Origin of the sequence: Pseudomonas sp. 1928-m, assembly GCF_029269135.1 — a bacterium.
Lineage (GTDB): Bacteria > Pseudomonadota > Gammaproteobacteria > Pseudomonadales > Pseudomonadaceae > Aquipseudomonas.
Genome location: NZ_JARIXO010000002.1, coordinates 468321 through 490049 on the forward strand (window position 1 = coordinate 468321; position 21729 = coordinate 490049).

Annotated in this window: 34 protein-coding genes and 2 pseudogenes; 1 reads left to right on the plus strand and 35 read right to left on the minus strand. The window is 57.1% G+C overall.

From position 1 onward, the window contains the following. Positions 1 to 27 precede the first annotated feature (27 nt). From P3C18_RS11685 to P3C18_RS11700, 4 genes are read right to left on the minus strand one after another with little or no spacing between them, the layout of a single operon-like run. Positions 28 to 963, minus strand: a complete 936-nt coding sequence (locus P3C18_RS11685; RefSeq protein ID WP_275962029.1) for an NAD-dependent epimerase/dehydratase family protein — start codon at positions 961 to 963, stop codon at positions 28 to 30. Then, the gene (locus P3C18_RS11690; RefSeq protein ID WP_275962030.1) at positions 956 to 1840 is read right to left on the minus strand and encodes a sugar nucleotide-binding protein; all 885 of its coding nucleotides are present in this window, start codon (positions 1838 to 1840) and stop codon (positions 956 to 958) included. Before P3C18_RS11690 ends, P3C18_RS11685 begins: the two co-directional genes overlap by 8 nt. Positions 1841 to 1862: 22 nt before the next feature. Then, a complete protein-coding gene (locus P3C18_RS11695) occupies positions 1863 to 2357 on the minus strand; it encodes a single-stranded DNA-binding protein (RefSeq protein WP_275962031.1) in 495 nt (164 codons plus the stop codon). 17 nt (positions 2358 to 2374) lie between these two features. Further along, positions 2375 to 3763: an MFS transporter gene (locus P3C18_RS11700; protein WP_275962033.1), complete on the minus strand. Its 1389-nt coding sequence runs from the start codon at positions 3761 to 3763 to the stop codon at positions 2375 to 2377. Between the two features lie 275 nt (positions 3764 to 4038). Here P3C18_RS11700 and uvrA point away from each other — a divergent pair, with 275 nt between their 5' ends. Continuing rightward, positions 4039 to 6873, plus strand: coding sequence for an excinuclease ABC subunit UvrA (uvrA, locus tag P3C18_RS11705; RefSeq protein ID WP_275962035.1), 2835 nt, complete (start codon positions 4039 to 4041; stop codon positions 6871 to 6873). Between the two features lie 58 nt (positions 6874 to 6931). Here the strand turns inward: uvrA and bfr are convergent, their stop codons facing one another. From bfr to P3C18_RS11860, 31 genes and pseudogenes are all read right to left on the minus strand, one after another. After that, the gene (gene bfr, locus P3C18_RS11710) at positions 6932 to 7396 is read right to left on the minus strand and encodes a bacterioferritin (protein WP_275962036.1); all 465 of its coding nucleotides are present in this window, start codon (positions 7394 to 7396) and stop codon (positions 6932 to 6934) included. Positions 7397 to 7555: 159 nt separating this feature from the next. Next, the gene (rplQ, locus tag P3C18_RS11715; protein WP_069519894.1) at positions 7556 to 7942 is read right to left on the minus strand and encodes a 50S ribosomal protein L17; all 387 of its coding nucleotides are present in this window, start codon (positions 7940 to 7942) and stop codon (positions 7556 to 7558) included. A gap of 42 nt (positions 7943 to 7984) precedes the next feature. Next, positions 7985 to 8986, minus strand: coding sequence for a DNA-directed RNA polymerase subunit alpha (rpoA, locus tag P3C18_RS11720; protein WP_090255780.1), 1002 nt, complete (start codon positions 8984 to 8986; stop codon positions 7985 to 7987). A gap of 22 nt (positions 8987 to 9008) precedes the next feature. Continuing rightward, the gene (gene rpsD, locus P3C18_RS11725; RefSeq protein WP_160016246.1) at positions 9009 to 9629 is read right to left on the minus strand and encodes a 30S ribosomal protein S4; all 621 of its coding nucleotides are present in this window, start codon (positions 9627 to 9629) and stop codon (positions 9009 to 9011) included. A gap of 17 nt (positions 9630 to 9646) precedes the next feature. After that, positions 9647 to 10036, minus strand: coding sequence for a 30S ribosomal protein S11 (gene rpsK / locus P3C18_RS11730; RefSeq protein ID WP_013789773.1), 390 nt, complete (start codon positions 10034 to 10036; stop codon positions 9647 to 9649). 30 nt (positions 10037 to 10066) lie between these two features. Next, the gene (gene rpsM, locus P3C18_RS11735) at positions 10067 to 10423 is read right to left on the minus strand and encodes a 30S ribosomal protein S13 (RefSeq protein ID WP_090377333.1); all 357 of its coding nucleotides are present in this window, start codon (positions 10421 to 10423) and stop codon (positions 10067 to 10069) included. A 131-nt stretch (positions 10424 to 10554) separates the two neighbouring features. Continuing rightward, positions 10555 to 10671, minus strand: a complete 117-nt coding sequence (gene rpmJ / locus P3C18_RS11740; RefSeq protein WP_046788135.1) for a 50S ribosomal protein L36 — start codon at positions 10669 to 10671, stop codon at positions 10555 to 10557. 26 nt (positions 10672 to 10697) lie between these two features. Beyond that, entirely contained in the window at positions 10698 to 12026 is a 1329-nt protein-coding gene (gene secY, locus P3C18_RS11745) for a preprotein translocase subunit SecY (RefSeq protein ID WP_275962038.1), read from the minus strand. After that, the gene (gene rplO, locus P3C18_RS11750; protein WP_090243121.1) at positions 12027 to 12461 is read right to left on the minus strand and encodes a 50S ribosomal protein L15; all 435 of its coding nucleotides are present in this window, start codon (positions 12459 to 12461) and stop codon (positions 12027 to 12029) included. Positions 12462 to 12464: 3 nt separating this feature from the next. After that, positions 12465 to 12644 (minus strand): 50S ribosomal protein L30, encoded by a 180-nt coding sequence (rpmD, locus tag P3C18_RS11755; protein WP_079204534.1) that lies wholly within the window; start codon positions 12642 to 12644, stop codon positions 12465 to 12467. Positions 12645 to 12646: 2 nt separating this feature from the next. Continuing rightward, positions 12647 to 13147 carry a 30S ribosomal protein S5 gene (gene rpsE / locus P3C18_RS11760; protein WP_090255789.1) on the minus strand — a complete coding sequence of 167 codons (501 nt, stop codon included), beginning with the start codon at positions 13145 to 13147 and terminating at the stop codon, positions 12647 to 12649. A 3-nt stretch (positions 13148 to 13150) separates the two neighbouring features. Then, a complete protein-coding gene (gene rplR / locus P3C18_RS11765; protein ID WP_003293038.1) occupies positions 13151 to 13501 on the minus strand; it encodes a 50S ribosomal protein L18 in 351 nt (116 codons plus the stop codon). Positions 13502 to 13511: 10 nt separating this feature from the next. Beyond that, positions 13512 to 14045 (minus strand): 50S ribosomal protein L6, encoded by a 534-nt coding sequence (gene rplF / locus P3C18_RS11770; RefSeq protein WP_160089362.1) that lies wholly within the window; start codon positions 14043 to 14045, stop codon positions 13512 to 13514. A gap of 12 nt (positions 14046 to 14057) precedes the next feature. After that, positions 14058 to 14450 (minus strand): 30S ribosomal protein S8, encoded by a 393-nt coding sequence (rpsH, locus tag P3C18_RS11775; protein ID WP_069519903.1) that lies wholly within the window; start codon positions 14448 to 14450, stop codon positions 14058 to 14060. 183 nt (positions 14451 to 14633) lie between these two features. Beyond that, complete coding sequence (gene rpsN, locus P3C18_RS11780; RefSeq protein ID WP_275962039.1) at positions 14634 to 14939, minus strand: 30S ribosomal protein S14; 306 nt, start codon at positions 14937 to 14939, stop codon at positions 14634 to 14636. A 13-nt stretch (positions 14940 to 14952) separates the two neighbouring features. Continuing rightward, a complete protein-coding gene (gene rplE / locus P3C18_RS11785; protein WP_275962040.1) occupies positions 14953 to 15492 on the minus strand; it encodes a 50S ribosomal protein L5 in 540 nt (179 codons plus the stop codon). A 20-nt stretch (positions 15493 to 15512) separates the two neighbouring features. Further along, complete coding sequence (gene rplX, locus P3C18_RS11790; RefSeq protein WP_008374158.1) at positions 15513 to 15827, minus strand: 50S ribosomal protein L24; 315 nt, start codon at positions 15825 to 15827, stop codon at positions 15513 to 15515. Positions 15828 to 15838: 11 nt separating this feature from the next. Beyond that, a complete protein-coding gene (gene rplN / locus P3C18_RS11795) occupies positions 15839 to 16207 on the minus strand; it encodes a 50S ribosomal protein L14 (protein WP_003281831.1) in 369 nt (122 codons plus the stop codon). A gap of 23 nt (positions 16208 to 16230) precedes the next feature. Next, positions 16231 to 16497, minus strand: coding sequence for a 30S ribosomal protein S17 (gene rpsQ, locus P3C18_RS11800; protein WP_090255823.1), 267 nt, complete (start codon positions 16495 to 16497; stop codon positions 16231 to 16233). Positions 16498 to 16499: 2 nt separating this feature from the next. Next, positions 16500 to 16691, minus strand: a complete 192-nt coding sequence (rpmC, locus tag P3C18_RS11805; protein ID WP_002555481.1) for a 50S ribosomal protein L29 — start codon at positions 16689 to 16691, stop codon at positions 16500 to 16502. Continuing rightward, positions 16691 to 17104: a 50S ribosomal protein L16 gene (gene rplP, locus P3C18_RS11810; RefSeq protein ID WP_090255798.1), complete on the minus strand. Its 414-nt coding sequence runs from the start codon at positions 17102 to 17104 to the stop codon at positions 16691 to 16693. Before rplP ends, rpmC begins: the two co-directional genes overlap by 1 nt. 12 nt (positions 17105 to 17116) lie before the next feature. Further along, the gene (rpsC, locus tag P3C18_RS11815) at positions 17117 to 17803 is read right to left on the minus strand and encodes a 30S ribosomal protein S3 (protein ID WP_069519907.1); all 687 of its coding nucleotides are present in this window, start codon (positions 17801 to 17803) and stop codon (positions 17117 to 17119) included. 13 nt (positions 17804 to 17816) lie between these two features. After that, the gene (rplV, locus tag P3C18_RS11820) at positions 17817 to 18149 is read right to left on the minus strand and encodes a 50S ribosomal protein L22 (protein WP_003210077.1); all 333 of its coding nucleotides are present in this window, start codon (positions 18147 to 18149) and stop codon (positions 17817 to 17819) included. 11 nt (positions 18150 to 18160) lie between these two features. Continuing rightward, on the minus strand, positions 18161 to 18436 hold the full coding sequence (rpsS, locus tag P3C18_RS11825; RefSeq protein WP_010486981.1) for a 30S ribosomal protein S19: 276 nt from the start codon (positions 18434 to 18436) through the stop codon (positions 18161 to 18163). A gap of 16 nt (positions 18437 to 18452) precedes the next feature. Further along, positions 18453 to 19277: a 50S ribosomal protein L2 gene (gene rplB / locus P3C18_RS11830; RefSeq protein ID WP_090255801.1), complete on the minus strand. Its 825-nt coding sequence runs from the start codon at positions 19275 to 19277 to the stop codon at positions 18453 to 18455. A gap of 14 nt (positions 19278 to 19291) precedes the next feature. Beyond that, a complete protein-coding gene (gene rplW, locus P3C18_RS11835; RefSeq protein ID WP_275962041.1) occupies positions 19292 to 19591 on the minus strand; it encodes a 50S ribosomal protein L23 in 300 nt (99 codons plus the stop codon). Further along, on the minus strand, positions 19588 to 20190 hold the full coding sequence (gene rplD / locus P3C18_RS11840) for a 50S ribosomal protein L4 (protein WP_090255805.1): 603 nt from the start codon (positions 20188 to 20190) through the stop codon (positions 19588 to 19590). The genes rplW and rplD overlap by 4 nt, the downstream gene beginning before the upstream one ends. Before the next feature lie 12 nt (positions 20191 to 20202). After that, a complete protein-coding gene (gene rplC, locus P3C18_RS11845; protein ID WP_090255807.1) occupies positions 20203 to 20838 on the minus strand; it encodes a 50S ribosomal protein L3 in 636 nt (211 codons plus the stop codon). An 84-nt stretch (positions 20839 to 20922) separates the two neighbouring features. Next, positions 20923 to 21234, minus strand: coding sequence for a 30S ribosomal protein S10 (gene rpsJ, locus P3C18_RS11850; protein WP_010486970.1), 312 nt, complete (start codon positions 21232 to 21234; stop codon positions 20923 to 20925). A gap of 141 nt (positions 21235 to 21375) precedes the next feature. Further along, positions 21376 to 21615: pseudogene (locus P3C18_RS11855) on the minus strand (elongation factor Tu); the annotation flags it as partial. Positions 21616 to 21617: 2 nt separating this feature from the next. Further along, positions 21618 to 21680, minus strand: a pseudogene (locus P3C18_RS11860) (DNA-binding protein HU); the annotation flags it as partial. Between the last annotated feature and the right edge of the window lie 49 nt (positions 21681 to 21729).

Sequence of the window (21729 nt, forward strand, 5' to 3'; positions counted from 1 at the left end):
GCCGGTTTTTTGTCGTCTAGCGCAAGCTCAAGGCTGCGCCAGCAGGCGGCGCAAACCTTCACGCATCGGCGTTGCCACGGGCAGTTGATAATGCGCCTGCAAGCGCCGGTTATCCGCACGCGAGTGGCGAATATCACCCGCGCGCGGCGCCTGATACTGCACATCAGGCAAGCCACCACACAGCCCACCAATCTGCGCCAGCAGCTGATTCAGACTGACCGCCTGATTCCAGCCAACGTTCACCGCCCCCTCCACCACCTGCGACGCAGTCAGCGCTTGAGTCAGCAGCACAACCAGGTCCTCGACATAGAAAAAGTCGCGGGTCTGCTCACCATCGCCGAATACGCTGATCGGCAGGCTCTGCTGGACGCGCTGGGTAAAGATGCTGATCACCCCGGAGTACGGCGAGGATGGGTCCTGGCGCGGCCCGAAGATATTGAAGAAGCGAAAGATCGCCGGCTCCAGAGCATGCTGGCGACGATAGAAGTCCAGGTAGTGCTCGCTGGCCAGCTTGTCCGCCGCGTAGGGCGTCAACGGCGCCTTGGGCGTGGCTTCATCAATCGCCAAGCCTTCGCCATTGTTGCCATACACCGCCGCACTGGAGGCGAACAGTACACGCTTGACGCCATGCAGACGCATCGCCTCACAGACATTCAAGGTGCCGACGAAATTGCTTTGGTGAGTCGCCACCGGATCATCCACCGAAGCCTGCACCGAGGCTACTGCAGCCAGGTGCGCCACCGCCGCGCAACCGGCCACCGCCTGCATCACCACGGCGGAGTCGGCCACATCACCCTGAATAAACTGCAACCGCGGATTATCCAGCGGCAAGTTGGTCAGCTTGCCCATCGACAGGTTATCCAACACCCGTACGCTATGGCCTTGCGCCAACAGCGCATCGACCAGGTGCGAACCGATAAAACCGGCACCGCCGGTAACCAGAACAGGGTGCGAATCAGACATGGCGGTAATAACGATCCAGTAGGCTCGGCAGCCCCGAGCGCCAGGCACGCGGCTTGATGCCAAAAGTGTGAAGAATTTTCTTGCACGACAGCACCGCATGCTGTGGTTCTTCAGCGGCATCCGGACGCGCGCTGTGCGCCTGCGGGCTCACTTCATCGACCAGGTTGCTGCGGAAATTGCGTGCTTCGCTCAGCACCGCCTGCCCCAGCGCCAGCGAAGTGGTCGCCTCATGCCCGCCGTAGTGATAGGTGCCCCACAGCGGCGTCTGACAATCCAGCTGCTTGAGCACGGCGAGAATCACCCGCGCGGCATCGTCGACCGGGGTCGGATTGCCGCGCCGGTCATCGGCCAGCAGCAGCGGCTCATCATGCGCGGCGCGGGTGAGAAAACGGCCGAGCAAACCGTTGGCGCTGTCATCCAGCAGCCAGCCGAAGCGCAGCAGTACATGCCGTGGACAGATAGAACGCACGCGCTGTTCGAAGCGCCACAGTGCCTGACCGCGCACACCCAGCGGCACCGGCTCTTCCTTCTCGCTGTAGGCAGTCGCCCGCGAGCCATCGAACACGCGGTAGCTGGAGGGCTGCAGCAGACGAATTTCATGGTGCTGACAGAGCTCTGCCAGACGCTCGACGGAACGTTCCTGGGCAGCAAAATGCGCCTCGCTTACCGCTTCGGCCTGGAACCAGTCGAAGTAGTAAGCAAGGTTGATCAGGGCATCGGGACGGGTGTCATCGAGCAATTGGGTCAGACTGGCAGGGTCCCAACCCGACTCCGGCGGTTTCGGGGCGAGAAAGCCAATGTCTTCCTCAGCGCCGAGGCGGATCAGGGCCTGCCCCAGCGCATTACCGCCACCCAGCAGCATCAGCCGCATACGCATGATCGAGCGCTAACTCAGCTGATCAGAACGGGATATCGTCATCGAAGCTGTCGAAATCCGCGGCTGGCTGAGGCGCTTGCTGCGGAGCCGGGCGCGGTGCCGACTGCTGTGGCTCGCGCTGCGGCGCAGGGCGCTGCTGACGTGGAGCGGAGTCGCCGCCACCGGCGTTGTCCGGACGGCCGCCAAGCAGCTGCATGGTGCCCTGCATGTCGACGATGATCTCGGTGGTGTAGCGCTTAACGCCGTCTTTTTCCCACTCGCGGGTCTGCAGCTTGCCTTCGATATATACCTGCGAACCTTTGCGCAGGTATTCGCCGGCGATCTCGGCAACCTTGCCGAACAGTGACACACGGTGCCACTCAGTTTTCTCGACCTTCTGACCGGTCTGCTTGTCAGTCCACTGCTCGCTGGTCGCCAGGCTCAGGTTGGTGACCGCGTTGCCGCTCGGCAGGTAGCGGGTTTCCGGGTCCTGTCCGCAGGTACCGACCAGAATGACTTTGTTAACCCCACGGGCCATAACGTTCTCCTAGGCTTTCAGCACGCCACCGGCACCGGCTCTATGAGGCGCTCGAGGGACGTGCGGTCCAATTGTTGGGTATCCACTTTGATATAGATGGCCGCTTCGTCGCGCACCACTACGGCATCCGCCACTCCGGGCACAGCCTGTAAACGCTCGGCCAACCCCGCCTCTTGCAAGGCCGCAGCTGAAAGCGGCAGACGCAGGCTGGTGACATACGGCGGTTCGCGCATAGTAACAGCAAAGGCCAGCCAAAAAAGAGCCAGCACCGCGCAGCCGGCAAACACTCCCGACAGGCTGTAGTGCTGATAGAGCCAGCCACCGAGGATGCCGCCGATGGCCGCGCCGAGGAACTGACTGGTGGAATACACGCCCATCGCCGTACCTTTGCCACCAGCCGGAGCGACCTTGCTGATCAGCGACGGCAACGAGGCTTCCAGCAGGTTGAATGCGGTGAAGAACACCACCGTGCCAAGCACCAGCGCGCGCAGGCTGGTGCCAAACCACCAGAAGAACAGCTCACACAGCAGCAGCACGCTGACCGCGCCGAGCAGCACATGCTTCATCCGACGTTTTTTCTCGCCATAAATAATGAACGGCACCATGCCGAAGAAGCCCACCAGCAGCGCGGTCAGGTAGACCCACCAGTGCTCCTCCTTGGCCAGGCCGCCCTGCTCCACCAGCGCCAACGGCAAGGCAATAAAGCTGGCCATCAGAATCGCGTGCAGCACCAGAATGCCGAAATCCAGACGCAGTAGATCCGCGTGCCTGAGCGTCGGCAGCAACGCCTGCTTGTTCACCCCGGACTCGCGATGCTGCAACGGCCCGGCAGAACTCGGTACCAGACCAGCAACGATAACGATGCCGAGCAGCGCCATGGCAGCGGTGGCGAGAAACAGACCGGACAGACCAAAGGCACGGGTCAACAACGGGCCGACCACCATCGCCACGGCAAACGACAGACCGATGCTCATGCCGATCATCGCCATGGCCTTGGTCCGATGCTGTTCGCGGGTCAGATCGGAGAGCAGCGCCATCACCGCCGCGGAAATCGCCCCGGCGCCCTGCAGAATGCGCCCGGCAATCACCCCATAAATCGAGTCGGCATTGGCCGCTAACAGGCTGCCGGCGGCGAAAATCAACAGGCCGACATAGATCACCGGCCGTCGGCCGATGCGATCACTGAGCATGCCAAATGGAATTTGCAGAAACGCCTGGGTCAAACCGTAGGCGCCTATCGCCAGGCCGATCAGTGCCGGCGTGCTGCCCTGCAACTCCATGCCATAGGTCGCCAGCACCGGGAGCACCATGAACATGCCGAGCATACGGAACGCGAACACCAGCGCCAGGCCACCGGCCGCGCGGGTTTCACTGCCGCTCATGCGCTCGTTGTGCGGATCGTGCATGGAAAATGCTCTGTGAAAATAGGCGGCGATTCTAGCAGCACCCATGCTTACGGCACAGCAGTGACGCTTTGCCGCGCCCGCCTTCGGGCCCGTATACTCGGTGGTTTTCCGCCCGCCATGCGAGGCCGTTGTTAGGGAGCCTCTAAAAGCGTTGGCGAGGCCGCCAGCGCGAGGCAAAAGCAGGCGAAAAGCGTAGTTTACGCGCTGTAAATGAGCATTTGAGCCTGCTTTTAACGAAGCGATGGCAACGCAGACAGCTTTTAGAGGTTCCCTAAGTGGACAAGATTCTGATTCGGGGGGCTCGCACCCACAACCTGAAAAACATCGACCTGACCCTGCCACGCGACAAACTGATCGTGATCACCGGCCTGTCCGGTTCCGGCAAGTCGTCCCTGGCCTTCGACACCCTCTACGCCGAGGGGCAGCGCCGTTATGTCGAGTCGCTGTCGGCCTATGCCCGACAGTTCCTGTCGATGATGGAAAAGCCCGATGTCGACACCATCGAAGGCCTGTCGCCGGCGATCTCCATCGAACAGAAATCCACCTCGCACAACCCGCGCTCCACTGTCGGCACCATCACCGAAATCTACGACTACCTGCGCCTGCTCTACGCCCGCGCCGGTATTCCGCGCTGTCCTGACCACGATCTGCCGCTGGAAGCGCAGACCGTGAGCCAAATGGTCGATCAGGTGCTGGCATTACCCGAGGGTAGCAAGCTGATGCTGCTGGCCCCGGTGATCCGCGAGCGCAAAGGTGAACACCTGGCGATCTTCGATGAGCTGCGCGCCCAGGGCTTCGTCCGCGTGCGGGTCAACGGCAAGATTTACGAGCTGGACGAGCTGCCGAAACTCGACAAGCAGAAGAAGCACAGCATCGACGCCGTGGTCGATCGCTTCAAAGCGCGCGGCGATCTGCAGCAGCGCCTGGCCGAGTCTTTCGAAACTGCGCTCAAACTGGCCGACGGCCTGGCGCTGATCGCCCCGATGGAAGGTGAGATCGGTGAAGAAATCATCTTCTCCGCACGCTTCGCCTGCCCGGTGTGCGGCCATTCGATCAGCGAGCTGGAACCCAAGCTGTTCTCCTTCAACAACCCGGCCGGCGCCTGCCCGACCTGTGACGGCCTAGGCGTGAAGCAGTTCTTCGACACCAAGCGCCTGGTCAATGGCGAGCTGACCCTGGCCGAAGGCGCGATCCGTGGCTGGGACAGGCGCAACGTCTATTACTTCCAGATGCTCGGTTCCTTGGCCGCGCATTACGGTTTTAGCCTGGAAGTGCCGTTCGATGAGCTCAGCGCCGAGCACCAGAAGTGCATCCTGTTCGGCAGCGGCACGCAGAACGTCGACTTCAAGTACCTCAACGACCGTGGCGATATCGTCAAACGCTCACACCCCTTCGAAGGCATCGTGCCAAACCTGGAGCGGCGCTACCGCGAAACCGAATCCACCAGCGTGCGCGAGGAGCTGGCCAAGTTTCTCAGCACCCAGGCCTGCCAGGATTGCCGCGGCACCCGCCTGCGCCGCGAAGCCCGCCACGTATGGGTGGGCGAGAAGACCCTGCCGGCAGTCAGCGGCATGCCGATTGGCGACGCCACCGAGTATTTCGGCAGCCTGGCGCTACCCGGCCGCCGTGGCGAAATCGCCGAGAAGATCCTCAAGGAAATCCGTGAGCGCCTGCAGTTTCTGGTCAATGTCGGCCTCGACTACCTGACTCTCGACCGCAGCGCCGACACATTGTCCGGAGGTGAAGCGCAGCGTATTCGCCTGGCCAGCCAGATCGGTGCCGGCCTGGTCGGGGTGATGTATATCCTCGACGAACCGAGCATCGGCCTGCATCAGCGCGACAACGAGCGCCTGCTCGGCACCCTGCGCCACCTGCGCGACATCGGCAATACGGTGATCGTGGTCGAGCACGACGAAGACGCCATCCGCATGGCCGACTACGTGGTGGATATCGGCCCGGGTGCGGGCGTGCACGGCGGGCAGATCGTTGCCCAGGGCACGGCTGCCGAAGTTATGGCTCACCCAGACTCGCTGACCGGCAAATACCTCTCCGGACGCGTGAAGATCAAAGTGCCGGCCAAGCGCACGCCACGGGACAAGAAGCTCTCGCTGAAGATCAAAGGTGCGCGCGGTAACAACCTGCGCAATGTCGATCTGGAAATTCCGATTGGCCTGCTCACCTGCGTCACCGGCGTGTCCGGCTCGGGCAAGTCAACGCTGATCAACAACACCCTGTTCCCACTCAGCGCCACCGCGCTGAATGGTGCGACCACCCTGGAAGCAGCAGCCCACGACAGCATCGACGGCCTGCAGCATCTGGACAAGGTGGTGGATATCGACCAGAGCCCGATCGGCCGTACGCCGCGCTCCAATCCGGCGACCTACACCGGTTTGTTTACGCCGATCCGCGAACTGTTCGCCGGCGTGCCTGAATCGCGCTCGCGAGGTTACGGCCCGGGGCGCTTTAGCTTCAACGTCAAGGGCGGACGCTGCGAAGCCTGCCAGGGCGATGGCCTGATCAAGGTGGAAATGCATTTTCTGCCGGACATCTACGTGCCGTGCGACGTGTGCAAGAGCAAACGCTACAACCGCGAAACCCTGGAAGTGAAATACAAGGGCAAGAGCATCACCGAAGTGCTGGATATGACCATCGAGGAAGCGCGGGTGTTCTTCGATGCCGTGCCGGCCCTGGCGCGCAAGCTGCAGACGCTGATGGATGTTGGCCTGTCCTATATCAAGCTGGGCCAGAGCGCGACCACCCTATCCGGCGGCGAGGCGCAGCGGGTCAAGCTGAGCCGCGAGCTGAGCAAGCGCGACACCGGCAAGACCCTGTATATCCTCGATGAGCCGACCACCGGCCTGCACTTCGCCGATATCCAGCAACTGCTCGACGTGCTGCATCGCCTGCGCGACCACGGCAATACCGTGGTGGTCATCGAGCACAATCTGGACGTGATCAAGACTGCTGACTGGCTGGTGGATCTCGGTCCGGAAGGTGGCTCCAAGGGCGGACAGATCATCGCCGTCGGCACGCCCGAAGAGGTCGCCGAAATGAAGCAGTCGCACACCGGCTACTTCCTCAAACCGCTACTGGAACGTGATCGCGACTAAGCCCGCGCACAACAAAAAGCCCCGCACATGCGGGGCTTTTTGTTTCACGACTGAACGCTTACATCTGCGTTTGCAGGTAGTTCTGCAGACCAATCCGGTCGATCAAACCCAGCTGAACTTCCAGCCAATAGGCGTGATCCTCCTCAGTGTCCTTGAGCTGCACCAACAGGATATCGCGGGTCTGGTAATCCTGATGCTGCTCGCACAGGGCGATGCCTTTGCTCAAGGCCGCGCGCACGTGATATTCCAGCGCCAAGTCGAGCTTGAGCATATCCGGCACCGTCTGACCAAAGCGGAAGCTATCGGGAACCATGTCCGGCGTGCCTTCGAGAAACAGAATGCGCTTGAGGATGGCGTCAGCGTGCTGGGTCTCCTCTTCCATTTCATGGTTGATCCGCTCGTACAGCTTGCTGAAACCCCAATCTTCATACAGACGCGAATGCACGAAATACTGATCACGGGCCGCCAGCTCGCCCTTGAGCAGGATCTTCAGGTAATCGATGACTTCTATATGGCCTTTCATGGGTATTTCCTTAGCAAGCGACAAACAAGGATCAATGCTGGCCGCACGCGGCCTATGGGTCAAGCGCAATGCATACGCCGATAGCGTGAGAACAAAGCACGCTAGATCGCAGCCATAAAAAAACCGGGCCAAGGCCCGGTTTCTTATACAACCTACGACTTACTCAGCGTCTACAGCTGCACCAGCGACCGGACGGTCAACCAGCTCAACATAAGCCATTGGAGCATTGTCGCCAGTGCGGAAACCGCACTTGAGAATACGCAGGTAACCGCCCTGACGGGTGGCGTAGCGCTTGCCCAGGTCGTTGAACAGCTTGCCGACGATGGCTTTCGAACGAGTACGGTCGAAGGCCAGACGACGGTTAGCAACGCTGTCTTCTTTAGCCAGAGTAATCAGCGGCTCAGCAACGCGACGCAGCTCTTTGGCTTTCGGCAGAGTAGTTTTGATCAGCTCATGCTCGAACAGCGATACCGCCATGTTCTGGAACATGGCCTTGCGGTGTGCGCTGGTGCGGCTGAGGTGACGGCCACTTTTACGATGACGCATGGTTCAATTCCTTACCAAACTCACGTTCGGTGATGATGACGATCAGGCAGTCGCCTTATCGTCTTTCTTCAGACTTGCCGGCGGCCAGTTGTCGAGGCGCATACCGAGGGACAGACCGCGAGAAGCCAGAACATCCTTGATTTCGGTCAGGGATTTCTTGCCCAGGTTCGGCGTTTTCAACAGTTCTACTTCGGTGCGCTGAATCAGATCGCCGATGTAGTAAATGTTCTCTGCCTTGAGGCAGTTAGCCGAACGTACAGTCAGTTCCAGGTCATCAACCGGACGGAGGAGGATCGGATCGATCTCATCTTCCTGCTCGATAACAACAGGCTCACTGTCACCTTTGAGGTCGACGAACGCAGCCAACTGCTGTTGCAGAATGGTTGCAGCGCGGCGAATAGCCTCTTCAGGGTCCAGAGTACCGTTGGTCTCCAGGTCAATAACCAGCTTGTCCAGGTTAGTACGCTGCTCAACACGAGCGTTTTCCACCACGTACGACACACGGCGTACCGGGCTGAACGAAGCATCCAGCTGCAAGCGACCAATGCTGCGGCTTTCGTCTTCATCGCTCTGACGAGCGTCAGCCGGCTCATAGCCGCGACCACGAGCTATGGTGAGCTTCATGTTCAGCGCGCCAGTGGAAGCCAGGTTGGCGATTACGTGGTCGCCATTGACGATTTCGACATCGTGATCCAGCTGAATATCGGCAGCGGTAACTACGCCCGAGCCCTTCTTCGCCAGAGTCAACGTCACTTCGTCACGACCGTGCAGTTTGACAGCCAGACCTTTCAGGTTGAGCAGGATTTCAATGACGTCTTCCTGAACACCTTCGATGGCGCTGTACTCATGGAGTACACCGTCAATCTCGGCCTCGACTACTGCACAGCCAGGCATGGAGGACAACAGGATGCGACGCAGCGCGTTGCCCAGGGTATGGCCAAAGCCACGCTCGAGAGGCTCGAGAGTGATCTTGGCGCGGGTCGAACTGACCACCTGCACATCAATGTGACGGGGGGTCAGGAACTCATTTACCGAAATCTGCATGGATGCACCTATTTTCTAGCCCTTACTTGGAGTAGAGCTCGACAATCAGGCTTTCGTTGATGTCAGCGGAGAGATCACTGCGCGCCGGGACGTTTTTGAACACGCCAGACTTCTTCTCAGTGTCTACTTCTACCCATTCAACGCGGCCACGCTGGGCACACAGCTCAAGAGCTTGAACAATGCGCAGCTGATTCTTCGATTTCTCGCGGACTGCAACAACGTCACCAGCTTTAACCTGGTAGGACGGTACGTTGACAGTTTTACCGTTTACGCTGATCGACTTGTGCGATACCAGCTGACGGGATTCAGCGCGGGTAGCGCCGTAGCCCATGCGGTAAACCACGTTATCCAGGCGGCATTCGAGCAGTTGCAGCAGGTTCTCACCAGTAGCGCCTTTCTTGCCGGCAGCTTCTTTGTAATAACCGCTGAATTGACGCTCAAGCACACCGTAGATACGACGAACTTTTTGCTTCTCACGCAGCTGGGTGCCGTAGTCGGACTGACGGCCACGGCGCTGACCGTGAATACCTGGGGCTGCTTCGATGTTGCACTTCGATTCCAGAGCGCGTACACCGCTTTTCAGGAAAAGATCTGTGCCTTCACGACGAGACAGTTTGCATTTGGGACCAATGTAACGAGCCATTTCTCACTGTCTCCTGATTACACGCGACGCTTCTTCGAAGGACGGCACCCGTTATGCGGGATTGGCGTCACATCGGTGATGCTGGCGATCTTATAGCCACAGCCGTTCAATGCACGGACAGCGGACTCACGACCCGGACCTGGACCCTTGACGTTAACGTCGAGGTTCTTCAGACCGTATTCCAGCGCAGCTTGACCAGCACGTTCTGCAGCCACCTGGGCGGCGAACGGGGTGCTTTTACGCGAGCCGCGGAAACCCGAACCACCAGAGGTAGCCCAGGACAGAGCGTTGCCCTGACGGTCAGTAATGGTCACGATTGTGTTGTTGAAAGAAGCGTGGATGTGGGCGATGCCATCAACCACCGTCTTTTTGACTTTCTTACGAGTACGAGCAGCAGGTTTTGCCATGACTAGATTCCTGTCGATGCGCGAATGCGATTACTTGCGGATCGGCTTACGCGGGCCCTTACGGGTACGCGCGTTGGTCTTGGTACGCTGACCGCGAACCGGCAGACCACGACGATGACGCAGGCCGCGGTAGCAACCCAGGTCCATCAAGCGCTTGATTTTCATGTTCACTTCACGACGCAGGTCGCCTTCGGTATTCACCTTGGCTACTTCGCCACGCAGCTGCTCGATCTGCTCGTCAGAGAGATCTTTGATCTTTGCAGCCGGATTAACGCCGGCGGCAGCACAGACTTTCTGTGCAGTAGTGCGACCAACACCATAGATGTAGGTCAACGAGATAACAGTGTGCTTGTTATCCGGAATGTTAACGCCTGCAATACGGGCCATTCAGTGGAACTCCAATTGACAGCTACCTACGCCCCGGAAGCCAAGAAATAGGGCGCGAGATATTAACGCTGTAGAAACAAATAATCAACCCGGCAGCGCACTAGCTGCCGGGCTTGTAACTTCACTCACACTCAGCCTTGGCGCTGTTTGTGACGCGGTTCCGAGCTGCAAATCACGCGAACAACACCTTCGCGACGGATAATCTTGCAGTTACGGCACAGCTTTTTCACCGATGCACGAACTTTCATCACCAACTCCTCGAACCTTATGGACTTCAGCGCAGCATGCCGCTGCCGTAGCCCTTCAGGTTGGCTTTCTTCATCAGGGATTCGTACTGGTGCGAAACGAGGTGCGATTGTACTTGCGACATAAAGTCCATCACAACCACTACCACGATCAGCAACGAGGTCCCGCCAAGATAGAACGGTACGTTGGCAGCCACCACCAGGAACTGGGGCAACAAGCATACGGCCGTCATGTACAGAGCACCGAACATGGTCAAGCGAGTCAACACGCCATCGATATAGCGCGCCGATTGCTCACCGGGACGGATACCCGGAATAAAGGCACCGGACTTCTTCAGGTTCTCCGCTACGTCTTTCGGGTTGAACATCAGCGCTGTATAGAAGAAGCAGAAGAAAACGATCCCTGCACTAAACAGCAAAATGTTCAACGGCTGACCAGGAGCGATAGCCTGTGAAATATCCTGCAGCCAGCCCATACCTTCAGACTGACCAAACCAGGCACCCAGCGAAGCCGGGAATAACAGAAGGCTGCTGGCGAAAATAGCCGGGATAACCCCCGCCATGTTCACCTTCAACGGCAAGTGGCTGGTCTGCGCAGCAAAGACCTTACGGCCCTGCTGACGCTTGGCGTAGTGCACCGCAATGCGACGCTGACCACGCTCAATGAACACCACGAAACCGATAATCGCTACTGCCAGCAAACCGATGGCGATCAGGGCAAAGATATTGATATCACCCTGGCGAGCAGACTCGAAAGACTGCCCAATCGCCGACGGCAGACCGGCTACGATGCCTGCAAAGATCAGCATCGAAATACCGTTGCCAACACCACGCTCGGTGATTTGCTCGCCCAGCCACATCATGAACATTGCACCCGCCACAAAGGTGGTGACTGCAACGAAGTGGAAGCCGAAATCAACCGTAAACGCTACGCCCTGACTGGCCAGACCAACGGACATGCCGATGGCTTGGACAAATGCCAGGACGAGGGTGCCGTAGCGGGTGTACTGGCTAATCTTGCGACGGCCAGCTTCACCTTCCTTCTTCAACTGCTCCAGCTGCGGGCTGACAGCGGTCATAAGCTGCATGATGATCGACGCCGAAATGTACGGCATGATCCCCAGTGCAAAAATGCTCATCCGCTCCAGCGCGCCGCCGGAAAACATGTTGAACAAGCTAAGAATGGTCCCCTCATTCTGTCGAAACAGGTCCGCCAGCCGGTCCGGATTGATGCCTGGAACTGGGATGTGTGCACCTATTCGATAGACGATGATCGCCATGAACAGAAAGCGCAAACGAGCCCAGAGTTCGGACAACCCGCCATTGCTGAGCGCTGAGAGAGCACCTTGCTTAGCCATTTATTCCTCGAACTTACCGCCAGCTGCTTCGATAGCCGCGCGCGCACCTTTGGTGACGGCGATACCTTTAAGGGTGACTGCCTGAGTAACTTCACCGCTCAGCATGACTTTCACACGCTGTACGTTTTGGTTGATCAGGTTGGCATCCTTCAGCGACTGCAGAGTAACAATGCCGCCTTCGATTTTATTCAGCTCGGAGGTACGCACTTGCGCGCGGTCCATAGCCTTCAAAGAAACGAAACCGAACTTAGGCAGACGGCGGTGCAGAGGCTGCTGGCCGCCTTCGAAACCCGGAGCAATGGTGCCACCGGAGCGGGAGGTCTGACCTTTGTGGCCGCGGCCACCAGTCTTACCCAAACCGCTACCGATACCACGGCCCGGACGGTGCTTCTCGCGACGGGAACCCGGCGCAGGACTCAAATCGTTCAGGTACATGAATTAACCCTCGACTCGCAGCATGTAGTAAGCCTTGTTGATCATCCCGCGATTCTCGGGAGTATCCAGCACTTCTACGGTGTGACCGATGCGACGCAGACCCAGACCCTTAACGCAGAGCTTATGGTTGGGGATACGGCCGGTCATGCTTTTGATCAGCGTGACTTTTACGGTATTAGCCATGATTAGAGAATCTCCTCGACGCTCTTGCCACGCTTAGCCGCAACAGAACCTGGCGACTGCATAGCTTTCAAACCTTTGAAAGTGGCGTACACCACGTTCACTGGGTTAGTCGAGCCGTAGCACTTAGCCAGAACGTTCTGCACGCCAGCCACTTCCAGCACGGCACGCATAGCGCCGCCGGCGATGATGCCGGTACCTTCAGAAGCAGGCTGCATGTACACCTTGGAGGCGCCATGAGCAGACTTCATTGCGTACTGCAGAGTGGTGCCGTTCAGATCAACCTGGATCATGTTGCGACGAGCAGCTTCCATCGCTTTCTGGATGGCAGCAGGCACTTCACGGGATTTGCCACGGCCGAAACCGACGCGACCCTTACCATCACCCACCACGGTCAACGCGGTGAAAGTGAAGATACGGCCACCCTTAACGGTCTTGGCAACGCGGTTAACCTGTACCAGCTTCTCGATATAGCCTTCGTCGCGCTTTTGGTCGTTATTTGCCATAACTTAGAACTCCAGCCCGCCTTCACGAGCAGCATCAGCCAGCGCCTTGACGCGGCCGTGGTACTTGAAGCCAGAACGGTCGAATGCAACCTGAGTTACACCAGCGGCTTTCGCACGCTCGGCAACCAGCTCGCCAACTTTCTTGGCCGCGTCGACGTTGCCAGTGGCGCCGTCACGCAGTGCTTTGTCCAAGGTAGAGGCGCTGGCCAGAACCTTGCTGCCGTCGGCCGAAATGACCTGGGCATAGATGTGCTGCGAAGAGCGATACACGCAGAGACGCACGGCTTCGAGCTCGTGCATTTTCAGGCGTGCTTTGCGAGCGCGACGCAGTCGAGTAACTTTTTTGTCGGTCATTTGCTATGCCCTACTTCTTCTTGGCTTCTTTACGGCGGACGACTTCGTCAGCGTAACGAACACCTTTGCCCTTGTAAGGTTCAGGACGACGGAAGTCACGAATCTCCGCAGCGACCTGACCAACCAGTTGTTTGTCGACACCCTTGATCAGGATCTCGGTCTGGTTCGGGGTTTCAGCAACTACACCGTCCGGCAACTCATAGTCGATCGGATGGGAGAAGCCGAGAGCGAGGTTCAGCACCTGACCTTTGGCTTGCGCTTTGTAACCAACACCAACCAGCTGCAGCTTACGCTCGAAGCCAGTGCTAACACCGATCACCATATTGTTGACCAGGGCGCGAGTGGTACCGGCCATTGCACGAGTCTGCTGATCGCCATTGCGAGCAGCGAAACGCAGCTCACCGGCTTCTTGCAGAACTTCAACGGACGAGTGAACGTTCAGTTCGAGAGTGCCCTTGGCACCCTTTACCGAAAGCTGTTGGCCGGCGAGTTTGATCTCAACACCAGCGGGCAGCTTTACGGGGTTCTTAGCAACGCGAGACATGCTTATCCCCCCTTAGAACACTGTGCAAAGCACTTCGCCGCCGACACCGGCAGCGCGCGCAGCGCGGTCCGTCATCACACCCTTGTTGGTGGAGACGATGGATACACCGAGACCGCCACGAACTTTCGGCAGATCATCGACGGATTTGTATTGGCGAAGGCCTGGACGGCTCACGCGCTTAACTTCTTCGATAACCGGACGGCCTTCGAAGTATTTCAGCTCGATGGACAGCTGCGGCTTAACTTCACCGCTGATCTGATAACCCGCAATATAACCTTCGTCTTTCAAAACTTTGGCTACAGCCACCTTCAACGTGGAAGACGGCATGCTTACGACGGACTTTTCAGCCATCTGGGCATTACGGATACGAGTTAGCATGTCCGCTAACGGGTCCTGCATACTCATGGGCTAGACGCTCCTGATACAAAAAGAATTAGCCTTGCGGCTACAGTCGCTGAGAATTCTGAGAAAAATTACACCCAGGCTCAGGCGAGCCGAGCATTCTAGAGACTGATCAAAAATGAATCAAGCCCCAAAGGGGCCTGATTCACAGATAAGACAAAGCCGGCACTAGGCCGGCTTTGTTTTTTACCAGCTGGCTTTAACCAGACCTGGTACATCACCACGCATTGCAGCTTCACGCAGCTTGATACGCGACAGACCGAACTTGCGATAAACGCCGTGCGGACGACCGGTAATGCGGCAGCGATTACGCAGGCGCGAGGCGCTGGCGTCACGCGGCTGCTTCTGCAGTGCAACTTGTGCTGCCCAACGCGCTTCTGGACTGGCGTTCAGATCGGCGATGGTAGCTTTCAGCTCGGCACGCCTCTTAGCGTACTTGGCTACCGTTTGCTGACGCTTCAGCTCGCGGTTTTTCATGCTGGTTTTGGCCATGATCCAACTCCAATCAGTTGCGGAACGGGAATTTGAAAGCACGCAGCAAGGCGCGACCTTCATCATCCGTACGGGCAGTGGTGGTCAGGGTAATGTCCAGACCACGCAGAGCATCGATCTTGTCGTAGTCGATTTCCGGGAAGATGATCTGCTCTTTCACGCCCATGCTGTAGTTGCCACGACCATCGAAGGACTTGGCATTCAGGCCGCGGAAGTCACGCACGCGCGGCAGGGAGATAGACAGCAGACGATCCAGGAACTCATACATACGCTCACGGCGCAGAGTTACTTTAACGCCGATCGGCCAGCCCTCACGAACCTTGAAGCCTGCAATCGACTTACGGGCATGAGTCACAACGACTTTCTGACCGGTAATCTTTTCCAGGTCGGCAACAGCGTGCTCGATGATTTTCTTGTCACCGATTGCTTCGCCCAGGCCCATGTTAAGGGTGATCTTGGTGATGCGCGGAACTTCCATCACGTTATCAAGCTTAAGTTCTTCCTTAAGCTTGGGAGCGATTTCTTTCCGATAAATCTCTTTTAGTCGTGCCATGGTCTTCTACCTAGCAGTGTTCAAGCATCAACCGCTTTTTGGGTCGACTTGAAGACACGAATTTTTTTACCTTCTTCTACTTTGAAACCAACGCGGTCAGCCTTGTTGGTTTCGCCATTGAAGATGGCCACGTTAGAAGCGTGCAATGGCGCTTCTTTCTCGACGATACCGCCCTGAACGCCCGACATCGGGTTCGGCTTGGTATGGCGCTTTACCAGGTTGATCCCACCAACGACCAGACGGTCATCAGCGAGAACCTTGAGCACCTTGCCACGCTTACCTTTGTCTTTACCGGCGATCACGATGATCTCGTCGTCACGACGAATCTTTTGCATGTCGGATCTCCTTAGAGCACTTCAGGGGCGAGCGAGACGATCTTCATGAACTTCTCAGTACGAAGTTCACGAGTCACTGGCCCAAAAATACGAGTGCCGATTGGCTCTTGCTTGTTGTTCAGCAGAACAGCAGCGTTGCCATCAAAGCGAATGATCGAGCCATCAGGGCGACGAACGCCGTGACGAGTGCGGACTACAACAGCAGTCATCACTTGGCCTTTCTTCACTTTACCGCGCGGAATTGCTTCCTTAACGGTGACTTTGATGATGTCGCCGATGCCAGCATAACGGCGGTGCGAACCGCCCAGCACCTTGATACACATAACGCGACGAGCACCGCTGTTGTCAGCGACGTCGAGCATGGATTGAGTCTGAATCATATAATTTCTCCGACCCTTAGCCCTTAGACGTCCACTGCGCGTTCGAGGATCTCAACCAGCGCCCAAGACTTGGTCTTGGCAACGGGACGAGTTTCGCGAATGGAAACTTTGTCACCGATCTTGCTCTGGTTGGTTTCGTCGTGTGCGTGCAGCTTGGTCGAACGCTTGACATATTTTCCGTAGATCGGGTGCTTAACGCGACGCTCGATCAATACGGTGATGGTCTTGTCCATCTTGTCGCTGACGACACGGCCGGTCAGCGTACGGACTGTTTTTTCGGCTTCAGCCATGATCACTTACCTGCCTGCTGGTTGAGCACAGTTTTCACACGAGCGATGTCGCGCTTAACTTGCGAGAGCAGGTGAGACTGCCCCAACTGGCCAGTTGCTTTCTGCATACGCAGATTGAACTGGTCGCGCAGCAGGCCGAGCAGTTGCTCGTTCAGCTGCTGTGCTGATTTTTCACGAAGTTCATTCGCCTTCATCACATCACCGTCCGCTTAACAAAAGTGGTGGCGAGTGGCAGCTTTGCAGCAGCCAGGGCGAAAGCCTCACGCGCCAACTCTTCGGAAACGCCTTCGATCTCATACAGGACTTTGCCTGGCTGGATCTGGGCTACCCAATATTCAACGCTACCCTTCCCTTTACCCATCCGCACTTCAAGAGGCTTCTTGGAGATCGGCTTGTCCGGGAAGACGCGAATCCAGATTTTCCCGCCACGCTTAACGTGACGAGTCAGAGCACGACGAGCGGACTCAATCTGACGGGCGGTGAGACGACCACGGGCAACAGACTTCAGCGCAAATTCGCCGAAGCTGACTTTGCTACCGCGCTGAGCCAGACCACGGTTGTGGCCGGTCATCTGCTTACGGAACTTCGTACGCTTTGGTTGCAACATTTTGCGTACTCCTTACTTAGCAGCTTTTTTACGAGGCGCAGGCGCTTGGGGTTTCAGTTCTTCTTTAAGGCCACCAATCACTTCGCCTTTGAAGATCCAAACCTTGACACCGATCACACCGTAAGTGGTGTGCGCTTCGTACGTGGCATAGTCGATATCGGCACGCAGGGTGTGCAACGGCACACGACCTTCGCGATACCATTCGGTACGTGCAATTTCAGCACCGCCGAGACGACCGCTCACTTGGATTTTGATGCCCTTGGCACCAATACGCATGGCGTTCTGTACAGCGCGCTTCATGGCGCGACGGAACATCACACGACGCTCCAGCTGCTGAGCTACGCTCTGCGCAACCAGCATACCGTCGAGCTCCGGCTTGCGGATCTCTTCGATATTGATGTGCACAGGCACACCCATTTGCTTGGTCAGGTCCTGACGCAGCTTCTCAACATCCTCACCTTTCTTACCGATAACGATACCGGGACGAGCGGTGTGGATGGTGATACGTGCAGTTTGAGCCGGACGAGCAATGTCGATACGGCTTACGGACGCGCTTTTTAGTTTGTCTTGGAGATACTCACGCACCTTCAGATCAGCGAACAAATAGTCCGCATAAGTCCGACCGCTGGCGTACCAGACGGAGGTGTGCTCCTTGACGATTCCCAGGCGAATGCCAATGGGATGTACTTTCTGACCCATCTGATCGACTCCGTTACTTGTCCGCAACCTTGACAGTGATATGGCAAGACCGCTTGACGATGCGATCAGCGCGGCCTTTGGCACGCGGCATGATGCGCTTCAGCGAACGCCCTTCGTTGACGAAAACGGTGCTGACCTTCAAGTCATCAACGTCTGCGCCTTCGTTGTGCTCGGCGTTGGCTACAGCCGACTCCAGCACTTTCTTGATGATCTCGGCGGCTTTCTTACTGCTGAAAGCCAGGAGGTTGAGCGCTTCGCCCACCTTCTTCCCGCGGATCTGGTCGGCGACCAAGCGGGCTTTCTGGGCGGAGATGCGAGCGCCCGACAACTTAGCGGCTACTTCCATTTCCTTACCCCTTAACGCTTGGCTTTCTTGTCAGCCACGTGCCCACGATAGGTACGAGTGCCGGCAAATTCGCCCAGTTTGTGACCGACCATGTCTTCGTTCACCAGAACTGGGACATGTTGACGACCGTTATGTACAGCGATGGTCAGACCGACCATTTGTGGCAGGATCATCGAACGGCGCGACCAGGTTTTCACCGGTTTGCGATCATTCTTTTCCACCGCCACTTCGATCTTCTTCAGTAGGTGAAGATCAATAAAAGGACCTTTTTTCAGAGAACGTGGCACTGTCGTATCCCTCTATTTACTTGCGACGACGGACGATCATGTTGTCGGTGCGTTTGTTACCACGAGTCTTCGCGCCCTTCGTCGGGAAGCCCCATGGAGACACCGGATGACGACCACCAGAGGTACGACCTTCACCACCACCGTGTGGGTGGTCAACCGGGTTCATGGCAACACCACGAACGGTTGGGCGAACGCCACGCCAGCGTTTGGCACCAGCTTTACCCAGCGAACGCAGGCTGTGCTCGGAGTTCGAGACTTCACCCAGGGTCGCACGGCATTCAGCCAGGACTTTACGCATTTCACCGGAACGCAGACGCAGGGTCACGTAGACGCCTTCACGCGCAATCAGCTGAGCCGAAGCACCAGCGGAACGAGCGATCTGAGCACCTTTGCCCGGCTTCAGTTCGATACCGTGAACAGTGCTACCAACTGGAATGTTGCGCAGTTGCAGACTGTTGCCCGGTTTGATCGGAGCCATGATGCCAGCTACCAGCTGATCGCCAGCACTCACGCCTTTAGGGGCGATGATGTAGCGACGCTCGCCGTCTGCATACATCAGCAGAGCGATGTGTGCGGTACGGTTCGGATCGTATTCAATGCGCTCGACAGTGGCTGGAATGCCATCTTTGTCGTTGCGACGGAAATCGACCAGACGGTAATGCTGCTTGTGGCCACCACCGATATGACGGGTGGTGATACGACCATTGTTGTTACGACCGCCAGTCTTCGACTTCTTCTCAAGCAGCGGAGCGTAAGGAGCGCCTTTATGCAGCTCCTGATTGACCACCTTGACCACAAAACGGCGGCCAGGGGAAGTCGGTTTGCATTTAACGATTGCCATGATGCACCCCTTCCTTACTCAGCACTGCTGGCGAAATCGAGATCTTGGCCTGGCTCAAGCGAAATGATCGCTTTCTTCCAGTCGTTACGCTTGCCCAGACCACGAGCATTGCGCTTGGTCTTACCGAGAACATTCACGGTATTGACAGCAGCAACATTCACGCTGAACAGGCTTTCGACGGCCTTCTTGATTTCCAGCTTGGTTGCATCAGTTGCAACCTTGAAAACGAACTGACTTTTCTTGTCAGCGAGAACCGTGGCCTTCTCGGAGATGTGCGGGCCAAGCAGCACTTTAAATACGCGTTCCTGGTTCATCCCAGCAGCTCCTCGAATTTCTTCACGGCAGAAACGGTGACCAGCACCTTTTCGTACGCGATCAGACTGACCGGGTCGGAACCTTGCACGTCACGAACATCGACGTGTGGCAGGTTGCGCGCAGCCAGGTACAGATTCTCATCAATAGCATCGGACACGATCAGCACATCGGTCAGACCCATGCCATTCAACTTGCCCAACAGTTCTTTGGTCTTCGGAGCTTCAACGCTGAAGTCTTCGACGACGATCAAACGATCAGTACGAACCAGCTCGGCAAGAATCGAACGCAATGCAGCGCGATACATTTTCTTGTTCAGCTTTTGATCGTGATTCTGCGGACGAGCCGCGAAGGTCACACCACCGCCACGCCAGATCGGACCACGAGTGGTACCTGCACGAGCACGACCGGTACCCTTCTGACGCCACGGGCGCTTACCGCCACCGGATACGTCGGAACGAGTCTTCTGCTGCTTGCTGCCCTGACGGCCGCCGGCCATGTAGGCCACAACTGCTTGGTGAACCAGGGTCTCGTTGTATGCGCCGCCAAAAGTGGCTTCGGATACTTCGATTGCTTGAGCGCCATTTACATTTAATTGCATGTCAGCTTCCCCTTAACCGCGAGCCTTGGCCGCTGGACGTACAACCAGGTTGCCGCCAGTAGCGCCAGGAACAGCACCCTTGACCAGCAACAGATTGCGTTCAGCGTCAACCCGCACTACTTCCAGGGACTGCACGGTCACGCGCTCAGCGCCCATATGACCGGACATTTTTTTGCCCTTGAATACGCGACCCGGAGTCTGGCACTGGCCAATGGAACCCGGAACACGGTGGGACACGGAGTTACCGTGAGTGTTGTCTTGGCCGCGGAAGTTCCAACGCTTGATGGTACCGGCAAAGCCTTTACCTTTGGACTGACCGGTGACATCCACCAGCTGACCAGCTTGGAATATTTCAGCGTTGATCAGATCACCTGCCTGGTACTCGCCTTCTTCAAGACGGAATTCCATAACAGTACGACCTGCCGCGACATTCGCCTTAGCGAAGTGACCGGCTTGCGCCTTGCTGACACGTGAAGCACGACGCTCGCCGACAGTGACTTGCACTGCACGATAGCCATCGGACTCTTCAGTTTTGAACTGAGTGACGCGATTCGGCTCGATCTCAATGACCGTAACCGGAATGGAGACACCTTCTTCGGTGAAAATACGGGTCATACCCGCCTTTCGACCGACTACACCAATAGTCATGTTGTAACCTCATGAGTGTACGGGGCTTTCACCCGCTATGGCCGCCCATTTCAGAGCGTTACACGACTAAAACCTAAAGCGGTCTTAGCCGAGGCTGATCTGCACTTCCACACCAGCCGCAAGATCAAGCTTCATCAGCGCGTCAACGGTTTTATCCGTTGGCTGGACGATGTCCAGAACACGCTTATGAGTACGGATCTCGAACTGATCACGCGCGTCTTTGTTGACGTGTGGCGAGGTCAGTACGGTGAACCGCTCTTTGCGGGTAGGCAGAGGAATAGGACCACGCACCTGAGCACCAGTACGTTTCGCGGTTTCCACGATTTCCTGGGTTGATTGATCGATCAGGCGATGGTCAAAAGCCTTCAACCGAATACGGATTTGTTGGTTTTGCATTTTGACCTCAGATTCCAAGCTGCTATTCCCAACGGACGCAATACGCCCGTTAAAAGGAGGCGTGATTCTATAGACGCCCCTAGCAGGTGTCAACCCAATAAAAAAGCCCCCGCAAGCGGGGGCTTTTTCTCAAACCATCACTTACGCGATGATTTTGGCTACGACGCCGGCGCCGACGGTACGACCGCCTTCACGAATGGCGAAACGCAGACCTTCTTCCATTGCGATGGTCTTGATCAGAGTGACAGTCATCTGGATGTTATCACCTGGCATTACCATCTCAACGCCTTCCGGCAGTTCGCAGTTACCAGTTACGTCAGTAGTACGGAAGTAGAACTGAGGACGGTAGCCTTTGAAGAACGGAGTGTGACGACCGCCTTCTAGGCAACAGCTTTTGGGATATCAGCAGATGCAGCGATGGCATCGATCAGTTCCGACTTGTTCACTCTTAAGTCCCCTTAATTTCTGTTGAGTTTATTTCTTGCTTTTAAATGT